Below are 3,091 nucleotides of genomic sequence, written 5' to 3' on the forward strand. Positions count from 1 at the left end.
AAACATTCTCGCTGGCACGCAAAGATGCGTTGTATGCGGCACTGAATAAGGAAGACTGGAATTGGCGCAGACTGCACATGGAGACAGCGTTACAGGCGGCACGGGCGATAAAAATCGCCGGTCAGCCCTGTGCCTATGTGCTGGACGATACCATCGAAGTTCGCCATGGAAAGAAAATGCCGGGTGTATCCAGTCACTTTGATCACACCTCGGGAAGGTGTGTGATGGGGCAGCAGGTTTTAACGCTGGGATTGAGCAGTTCGGCTGGATTTGTGCCGATTGATAGCGAGTTGTTTATTAGCGAGAGCCGTGCGCAAGGGTTGCATCAGCTGTTTCGTGACGGGCGCAGTGTGGTGGCCACACGATATCGCGTGGCCCGGCAGCAGACCAAACCGGAAATGGCGGGAGAAATGATCAGGCGTGCGCAGCGCGCCGGGATTGACGCGGAATATTTGCTGGCCGATGCCTGGTTTGGTACCAAGGCGATAATCCAGATGACTGAAAAGCAGCTGCTGACACCGATTTTGCGAATGAAGAAAAGTGCGATGAAGTATCGGTTGATCGAATACAAGGCGGGGAAAAAGAGCTGCCGGAAAATGGATGTCAAGGCGCTGTATCAGTCCAGTATTCGCGGCCAGTGGCAAAAAATTGCCGGGCACCCGTATCAGGCGAAGGCGCTGGATGTTGAATTGAATTTGAACAAGCCGGACGAGGTTGAAAACTGGATCAAGGTGCGTCTGTTGTTCGTACGTGGCGCAGACACGCAGGAGAAAGCGCAGGTCGGCAAACATGACTGGGCGATATTTTTGACCACCGATATCAGCCTTGTGCCGCAACGTCTGCTGGAACTTTACGCGATGCGCTGGGCGATTGAAGTGTATTTCAAGGAAGCCAAACAATACTTGGGACTTTTGCAGGAACAAAGCAATCACTACGCCGCTTATGTCGCCTCGATTCATCTGACTGCAATGCGATTTTGCATGCTGGTGATTGCCAAGTCGGGCGGACAGGCCAATGGGATTTCAGAGGTGCGCAACCGGTTGATTGCGAACGCGACGAGCATCGATTACGCCGCGCGATTGTGGCAGGTGTTTCGTGCGGTGATTGTCGGCGCGCTGGATGACATGAGAATGCTGCTTGGCGACAGTGTGGCTCAAGTGATGAAAGCCCTTGAACAGCATGTGCAAAGCTTCTTTGTGCAAGCCCTGCAACTTGATACACGGACACTGAGGCTGGAGGCCATGTGAATCAAGCTTTGCAGGGAAATTTACGGGGTAAAATGAACCCCGAAACGTTAGTTACAACACTTATTCCAACCTGACCTTCAATGGCAGCATCTGAACAGGTTTTTCACGCAGCGTTATGGGTAGCCATAGAATAGTCGACAGTATTGCGGGTTAAGGTTTGACACGTGACTCTTAAGAAACACCCATCAACCTGTTGATTATAAAAAGAACAATTAAGCGGCCTGTTCATTTTCAACCAGTTTCATCCCCAGTTTTTCGGCACGTTGACTCAGATGGTGCAGCACGCGCTGGCGGTAGCGTTCTTCGTAGTAGTCCTGACCTTGATCGGTATATTCCTCACCTTTGGTAAGCATGGTGTAGATCAATCGTGCCAACTTGTGCGCGGCGGCGGTTACGGCTTTGGGTTTATCCATGCGCCCGCACATCCTGCGGAAATAGGCGCCCAGCGCCGACTGACTGCTGCGCAGCGCGGCTGCGGCCAATCGCAAAGCCTGGGCGGCTCGGTTTGCAACGCGCTTGGTTTTGCCGCTCATCACTTTGCCGCCGGTGATCTTGGTACCAGGGCATAGACCCAGCCAACTCGTAAAATGCCCGACCGTGGCAAAGCGTGACATGTCCGTGCCGGTCTCGGAGACAACTGCCAGCGCAGTGGTCACGTCGATACCATCAATGCGCGTCAGATCCACACCACACATTCTGAACAGCTGCGCGCGCAGATCAAACTTCGGCGCGTTACGTGCTCGGCCGCGCTTCTTACCCTTCGCGGGTTCGCCATCGCAAGCCTGCAAACCTTGCAATTGCAGTTCAATTTCCCGGTCACACTCGGCCAGTTGCGTGCCGATAAAATCGAACATATCCAGCGCCTGCCGGAGCGCGAACAGATGCTCGACCCGCCAGTTGCCTTGCAGGCTCTTGGCGATCTCATCGACACTGGCGCGGATGCGTACATTTTTCATGGCGGCCAGCACCTGTGCGTCGCGTTCACCGGCGACAATGGCGCGCAGAATCTTCTGCCCGGTCTCGCCCACCACGTCGGAGATGACGTTGGTCAGCTGGATGTTCATCTGCGTGAGGGCCTTTTGCATGTGTTGCACTTGCCGCGCCTGACCTTTGAGCAACATCCCGCGTTGACGCCACAGCGCGCGCAACGGGCATACCGCATCGGCCGGACGGAACGCGCCACGCAGCAAACCATACGTCATGAGTTGCTGCAACCATTGGCAGTCCAGCACATCGGACTTGCGGCCTGAGACGTTCTTGACGTGGCGCGCGTTGACCAGCAGCACGGTGAAGCCGCGTGATTCCAGCAACTCGAACAGGGGAATCCAGTACACGCCAGTGGATTCCATCGCCACTGTATCGACGTCGCACGCCTTGAGCCAATCGGCCAAAGCTTCAAGATCAACGGTAAAACTTGGAAACTCCCGAACCGGTTCATCATCCCGGTCCGGCGGTACTGAAACGTAATGGGAAGCACTGCCGATGTCGATGCCCGCCGCATTGGGATGGGTGATGCTTAATGCCTCTCTGGATTTGCCCGGTTTAAGATTGATTTTACTCTTGCGCTGTACCATGATTAACTCCATCATCCAAGTTGAAATGTGGCGCTGCATCGGGTACGTCGTCCAGCTCACTCTCTTAAACGGGATAGGGGTCGGGCGTCCCCATAACGCCAGGCCGATTCACCAATGTCGATGACGTCACCCATGACCACGCTAACCCTCGGGCAATATGCACCATTGCTATTCCGGTCTTCCGCAGTGCCGCATTCCACTATGCCACACTCGGAGTGCAGCATGTTTCTTCGGCGCGATTTGCGGCATGCGGCCGATTACTTCGCTAAC

2 protein-coding genes are annotated in these 3,091 nt (G+C 54.8%); one reads left to right on the top strand and one right to left on the bottom strand.

Annotation, left to right across the window (positions count from 1 at the left end; all coding sequences use genetic code 11):
* On the top strand, positions 1-1,247 hold a 1,247-nt coding region (locus WA070_RS01740; protein ID WP_422632505.1), incomplete at its 5' end, for a transposase.
* Positions 1,248-1,459: 212 nt separating this feature from the next.
* Here the strand turns inward: WA070_RS01740 and WA070_RS01745 are convergent.
* A complete protein-coding gene (locus WA070_RS01745) occupies positions 1,460-2,821 on the bottom strand; it encodes an IS110 family transposase (RefSeq protein WP_422632506.1) in 1,362 nt (453 codons plus the stop codon).
* Positions 2,822-3,091: the final 270 nt, after the last annotated feature.

The sequence above is a fragment of the Sphingobium sp. genome, assembly GCF_049304695.1.
Classification (GTDB): domain Bacteria; phylum Pseudomonadota; class Alphaproteobacteria; order Sphingomonadales; family Sphingomonadaceae; genus Sphingobium.